The sequence below is a fragment of the Streptomyces sp. NPDC058620 genome (assembly GCF_042717135.1).
Lineage (GTDB): Bacteria > Actinomycetota > Actinomycetes > Streptomycetales > Streptomycetaceae > Streptomyces.
This window is the reverse complement of record NZ_JBHXQO010000066.1, coordinates 24,703-31,044: the sequence shown is the minus strand read 5'-3', so window position 1 is coordinate 31,044 and position 6,342 is coordinate 24,703. Positions and strand designations below refer to the sequence as shown.

Genomic DNA, 6,342 nt, shown 5'->3' with positions numbered 1-6,342 from the left:
CCAGGAGCCAACCCACCCCCGACCAGCACGAACGACACCCCACCCCCGATGACAACTACCGCAGCACCCCAGTGACAATCACCCGCGGTGTCGCATCTGGCATCTGTTTCACCTCACTATGACGAGGTCTTCTGGGATGTTGCGCAGCGCGTCGATCGTGCTGGCAGTCTCGGTAAGACAGACATCGCGGCCCTGGTCGTATGGAAACGGCTCTCCGCGCAGACGCCTTGGGTAACGGCTCTCATGTCTCTGCCCGACAGCCAGGTACGAGCCATCACCGAGCAGGCCGTCGCGTCGGTCCAAGACCTCGGTCTCTCTCGCGGCAAGGCGGCTCAGGCGGGGCGCGGCGCCATCTCGGAACTGCCTGGGTTCGTCAAGGGTGACGCTCTCGCGTCGGCCATCCTGACCTCGGCAGCTCCCACCCGGATGGCCGTCTACGACCAGCATGTCCAACGCGCCATCGACTTCCTCGGGCTCACACTCACGGACCGCTCGGGCCGCTATGGCCGCTACATGGACATCCTCGACACCCTCCTCAAACACAGCGGAGGCCGAGCAGACGGTTGGACTGCGCGCGATGTCGACACTGCCTTGTATTGGGCTGGGAAGAATTCTAAGTAGAACTCATAAATACAGAGTTCACCTTTTTGAGAGATAGAGGGAGGGTTCCGGGAGTGCAGAGAATTACTCTGAAGGAACATCAGATCGACCAACTGTCGGCGTTCCGGAAGTGGGTGGGATTCCCTGCAAGGTCATCTGTTCCCCCGCAGGGTGCCCGGGGCACGATTGTGTCAGCGACCGGTTCGGGCAAGACGATCACGGCCGCCGCGTGCGCGCTGGAGTCCTTCACGGACGGCCGGATCCTCGTCACCGTCCCGACCCTAGACCTGCTCGCACAGACCGCCCAGGCGTGGCGCCTGGTGGGTCACCGGGCCCCGATGGTCGCGGTGTGTTCGCTGGAGAACGACCCGGTGCTGAGCGAGCTGGGCGTACGCACCACCACCAACCCGATCCAACTCGCCCTGTGGGCCGGGCAGGGAGCCGTGGTCGTGCTCGCCACGTACGCCTCCCTGGTGGACCGCGAGGACATCGACGCACCCGTGGACCAGCGGAAGGTTCGCGGGCCGCTTGAGGCCGCTCTGGCAGGCGGAGAGCGCCTGTACGGGCAGCAGATGGCCCCGTTCGACCTCGCGATCGTGGATGAGGCCCACGGCACCGCGGGTGATCTTGGGCGTCCGTGGGCGGCGATCCACGACAACCAGCGGATCCCGGCAGACTTCCGGCTCTACCTGACCGCGACCCCGCGCATCCTCGCCGCGGCCCGCCCGCAGAAGAGCGCGGACGGCCAGGAGGCGGAGATCGCGACCATGGCAGATGACCCGGAGGGCACGTACGGGGCGTGGCTCGCGGAGCTCGGGCTCTCGGAGGCGATCGAGCGGGAGATCCTTGCCGGGTTCGAGATCGACGTGCTGGAGATCCGCGATCCCTCGCCGGTCCTCGGGGAGTCGGAGGAGGCGCGGCGCGGCCGGCGCCTGGCCCTGTTGCAAACCGCACTTTTGGAGCACGCGGCGGCGTACAACCTGCGTACGGTCATGACGTTCCACCAGAAGGTGGAGGAGGCCGCCGCGTTCGCGGAGAAGCTGCCCGAGACCACTGCCGAGCTGTACGTCAACGACGCCTCCGACGACGACCTGGCCGCCGCCGACAAGCTGCCGAAGTCGTCGATCGACGCGGAGTTCTACGAGCTGGAGGCCGGCCGCCACGTCCCGCCGGACCGGGTGTGGTCCGCGTGGCTGTGCGGCGACCACCTCGTCTCCGAACGGCGCGAGGTCCTGCGCCAGTTCGCCAACGGCATCGACGCGACCGGGCACCGGGTCCACCGCGCCTTCCTCGCCAGCGTTCGCGTGCTCGGTGAGGGCGTCGACATCACCGGCGAGCGGGGAGTCGAGGCGGTCTGCTTCGCGGACACCCGCGGCTCGCAGGTGGAGATCGTGCAGAACATCGGCCGGGCGCTCCGGCTCAACAAGGACGGCTCCACCAAGGTCGCCAGGATCATCGTGCCGGTGTTCCTGGAGCCCAATGAGGACCCCACCGACATGGTGGCCAGTGCCAGCTTCCGCCCCCTTGTAGCTGTCCTCCAGGGCCTGCGTTCGCATGACGAACGACTGGTCGAGCAGCTCGCATCCCGCGCCCTCACCAGCGGGCAGCGCAAGGTACACGTCCGGCGCGATGAGAACGGGCAGATCGTCGGGGCCGGCGGCGAGGGCGAGGACCAGGAGCACGACGACACGCAGGCCGCCGCCGAAGCGGCCCTGCTGCACTTCTCCAGCCCGCGCGACGCGGCGACCATCGCGGCGTTCCTGCGCACCCGGGTGTACCGGCCGGAGTCGCTGGTGTGGCTGGAGGGCTACCAGGCCCTCATCCGGTGGCGGGCAGAAAACGAAATCACGGGCCTCTACGCCGTGCCCTATGACGTCGAGGTCGAGGTCGGCGTCACGAAGGACTTCCCGCTTGGGCGATGGGTGCATCAGCAGCGGAAGGCGTTGCGGGCCGGGGAGCTCGAAGAGCGGCGCAAGACGCTGCTGGACGCCCCGGAAGCCGGGATGGTGTGGGAGCCCGGCGAGGAGGCGTGGGAGAACAAGCTCGCCGCGCTCCGGTCCTACCGGCGGGCCACAGGGCACCTCGCGCCGCGTCAGGACACGGTGTGGGGCGAGGGCAAGGCGATGGTGCCGGTTGGCCAGCACATGGCCAATCTTCGCCGAAAGGGCGGTCTGGGCAAGGACCCGGAGCGGGCGGCGGAGCGCGCGCAGCAGCTGACGGCGATCGACCCGGACTGGAACTGCCCGTGGCCCCTGGACTGGCAACGGCACTACCGCGTCCTCGCCGACCTGGTCGACGCCGACGGCAGCCTGCCCGCCATCGAGCCAGGCGTCATCTTCGAGGGCGACGACGTAGGCAAGTGGCGGTGGCGGCAGCAGGAGCCCGGCACCTGGGCGCAGCTGTCGACCGAGCAGCAGGAACGGCTGTCCGCGCTGGGCATCAAGGGCGCTGAGGCTCCCTCTCCCGCCCCAGCGACGACGTCCGCGACGAAGAGCCCGAGCAAGGCGCAGAAGGCGTTCCAGCGTGGCCTGGTAGCCCTCACGCAGTGGGTGGAGCGGGAAGGCTCGGACCGGCCGGTGCCGCGCGGGCACGGTGAGCCGATCACGGTCGACGGCGAGACGGAACCGATAATCGTCAAGCTGGGCGTATGGATCTCCAACACCCGTGCGAGGCGCAACAAGCTCACCGCCGATCAGCTCGCCGCCCTCGCCAAGCTCGGCATGGACTGGGCATGATTCGCGGGCATTATGGCTGCATCTGGTGCCCGCGCCGGCCAGCACGCCGTGGCCCACAGACGAGGGACTCCGCGACGGTTTCCTCGGCGGGGCTGATCCGTGCTGTCTGGACTGTCGACGAAAGATCGTGCGGCGTCTTACTCTGCGTGTGCAGAAGGTGACGAGGCGAGGGAAGCTCGTGGCCAACCCTTGCTAGGGGGCCCTGAGGGTGCGTGCTTTGCATGTGCGGGTCGCCGGGTGGCAGGGGCAACGGGCCTTGGGGGGAATGAATTGACGAGCGAGTTGCGAATCCGGCGGGCGAGCCGGTGGCAGGACGCGGTACGCATGCTCTTGCTGATCAATGCGGCGGCTCATGAACCGCGACCCGGCGTGGACGGTGAGGTGCCGGCCGAGTGCGTGGGTGTGGTCCGCGCGCAGGTGCGGCTGCAGAAGCTCGATTTCTGGGTGCGCTACCCCGACTATCTGGCTTATGAGCTGATGACGGAGTACGAGAAGGCTCCGGAGGAGCCGGCGCTGCTCGATCTCGCCGAGGACATCCTCTCCTCCCAAGAGCCGGACCTGCGTCGGTTTCCGATGCTGCGGCATCGCTTTGGTGCCTTCGAGGAGCTCGACGACGCCCTCGCGGTACTGGTCGAACGGGGCTTGCTGAAAAAGACGCAGGTCTTGCGGGAGCGGAAGGTGGTCGAGCACCGCTACTACCTGTTGCAGGCGGGCCGCACGCTTGCCGTGAACATCGTCGTAGAGGCCCCGGCGCTGGCCTGGTACGTGGAGCGGACCAAGCAGGTGGTGGCGTTGGTTGACGGGCTAGGAGGGACACAGCTGAAGAAGCGCCAGTATCTGTTGCGGGACTACGCCGACACGCCCATCGGGTCGTACATCACCCCAATCACTGATCAGGCGCGGGCAAGGCTGCGGGCGCTGCGGGCCATCGCGGCACCCCCGCAGGCCAGTGCACCAGCCGACGGACAGGAGGCGTCGTGACCAAACAGGATCCCGTGGCTACGCCACCGGTTGTGCCCACCGCCGACGGCATTCTGACCCAGGCCGCCGCCCGGTTGGAGGTCGCCAAGCACCAGGTCGAGCGTGCCCTTGCCGAAGCCAACATCGCGCTGACAACGCCAGCCCCTGCCGACCGGCGCCTGCGCATCCTGCGTCTGCGAGTCGACGGGATCAAGCACGACGGCGAGCCGTTCACCATCGACCGGCCCTTCGAGCCCGGAATCTGGGCCATCGTGCACCCGGAGAACAGTGCTGGTAAGACCAGCCTGCTGGAGTTCTTGGTCTGGCCGCTGCGCGGCGCCCCGCGCGATCTGCCACCAGGCGTCCAATCCTGGGTACGCACGCTGCGTCTGGACCTCGTGGTGGCTGGCAAACCCACTCGGATCGCTCTGGAGCAGACCCCTGGTCTTCTTCCCCCCGTCAGCGTCGACATCTTGACCGCCGATACCGTCCAGGCCTTGCTGGCGGCCGCGGACGACAACCCCTTGCGCCTGGTCGCCAAGGGCTCCGGGACCGACGATGTCGAGCGCGTGATCGGCTCCTTCTTCCTGGATACCCTGCGGATGGAACGCACCAGCCTGTGGAGCGCCACCGGCGGCGCCGACGGAGAGGGAGCGCCCCAGCTTCACGGATGGCCCGCCTACTTCGGGGCGTGCTACCTCAACGCTGGCGGTGACGAACTACTCCTGGGTGACGTCAGTGCGCCCGGGCTGCCCGCCAAGCTGCTGGAACTGTTCGTCGACATCCCCTACAGCAGTGCCCACGCCCAGCTGTCCGTCGCGGTGAAGGGCAAGGCAAAGACCACGCGGCAGGCGCAACGCCGGGCGGAGGGAGATCTGCACGCGCGGTCGGCCGAGCGCGCCCAGTGGCAGGCCCAGCTGGACCTGCTGCAGCAGGGGATCCAGGAGCTGAGCAGTGCTCCCGAGGCCGACATCGCTCCACTGCTGCAGCGGGCAGACCAAGCGGCACAGGAACTGCACCGACTCCGCATGAGCATGAACGATGCCGCGCAGAGCCTGGCGGATGCTACCGCCGCGCGGGTGGGCGCCGAACAGGCGCAGCTCGACGCTCAGGAGACCTGGCAGGCCCGCCGGGTGCTCGGACGTCTCAATCCCAGTTGCTGCCCGCGCTGCGAAGAGCCGGTCGGTGACGAGCGCCGAGCAGCAGAACGGGACCGGGCCACCTGCGCGGTGTGCACACGCCCGCTGCCCGAGATCGCCGAGGACATCGCCGAGGCCGTGCTGGAGCAGCTCACCACCGACATCGCGACCGCCCAGGAAGCCGAGGCCGCCGCAGCCGCCCAGCACCTCGCCGTACAGGCCGCCGCGGACGCCGCCGTCACAGCGCACCAGCAGGCCACCGAGGCAGTGAGCAGCGCCCTCGCCGCTTCCCCCGCCCATGTACGGCTTCGCGAACTAGAACTGATGGCTGCAGAGCTGAAGGGCCGGCTGGCCGCGACCGGCACCGCGCCCCCGTCCATACCGACCGTCTCCACCATCCCCGACGTCCTCAGCGCGGTGCACCAACTGGTGGAAGCGACGGTGAAGGCTTCCGCGGACTACCTCTTCCCGACGATGGACTCCGAGATCGTCAACCTCTCCAGCCAGTTCGGCGTGCAGCACCTGAACTCCGTCACGCTCAAACGCAATGGAAACGTCAACCCCGTCAAAGAAGGCATCAAGCACCCCTTCAAAAAGCTCAGCCGCGGCGACCGTCTGCGCATGCGCGTCGCCACCGTCATCGCCCTGCTGCGGGCCGGCGCCGCCCGGCACATCGACTCCCACCCCGGGCTTCTGCTCATCGACTCCGTCGCCGCCGAAGAGATGACGGCCGACGCCGCCCGTAGGCTGATCGGCGAGCTGCAGACCCTGACGCGGGAACTGCCCGAACTCCAGGTCGTCTTCACCACTGCCCAACCGGAGCTGGTCGAAGGCCTGCTACCCGAGGACCACATCATCACCAGCGACAGCGAACACCTGTTCTAAGCTGCTCGCTTCCGGCGCGGCCC

4 protein-coding genes are annotated in these 6,342 nt (G+C 68.2%); all 4 read left to right on the top strand.

Annotated features, from left to right (window positions below; all coding sequences use genetic code 11):
• The first annotated feature begins 87 nt into the window (after positions 1-87).
• The 4 genes from ACFWSK_RS33175 to ACFWSK_RS33160 all read left to right on the top strand — a co-directional run bounded on the left by ACFWSK_RS33175 (position 88) and on the right by ACFWSK_RS33160 (position 6,319).
• Positions 88-621 (top strand): hypothetical protein, encoded by a 534-nt coding sequence (locus ACFWSK_RS33175; RefSeq protein ID WP_383794486.1) that lies wholly within the window; start codon positions 88-90, stop codon positions 619-621.
• Between the two features lie 53 nt (positions 622-674).
• Complete coding sequence (locus ACFWSK_RS33170; protein WP_383794484.1) at positions 675-3,335, top strand: Helicase associated domain protein; 2,661 nt, start codon at positions 675-677, stop codon at positions 3,333-3,335.
• 324 nt (positions 3,336-3,659) lie between these two features.
• A complete protein-coding gene (locus ACFWSK_RS33165; protein WP_383794482.1) occupies positions 3,660-4,316 on the top strand; it encodes a hypothetical protein in 657 nt (218 codons plus the stop codon).
• Positions 4,313-6,319 (top strand): hypothetical protein, encoded by a 2,007-nt coding sequence (locus ACFWSK_RS33160; RefSeq protein ID WP_383794480.1) that lies wholly within the window; start codon positions 4,313-4,315, stop codon positions 6,317-6,319. Before ACFWSK_RS33165 ends, ACFWSK_RS33160 begins: the two co-directional genes overlap by 4 nt.
• Positions 6,320-6,342 lie beyond the last annotated feature (23 nt).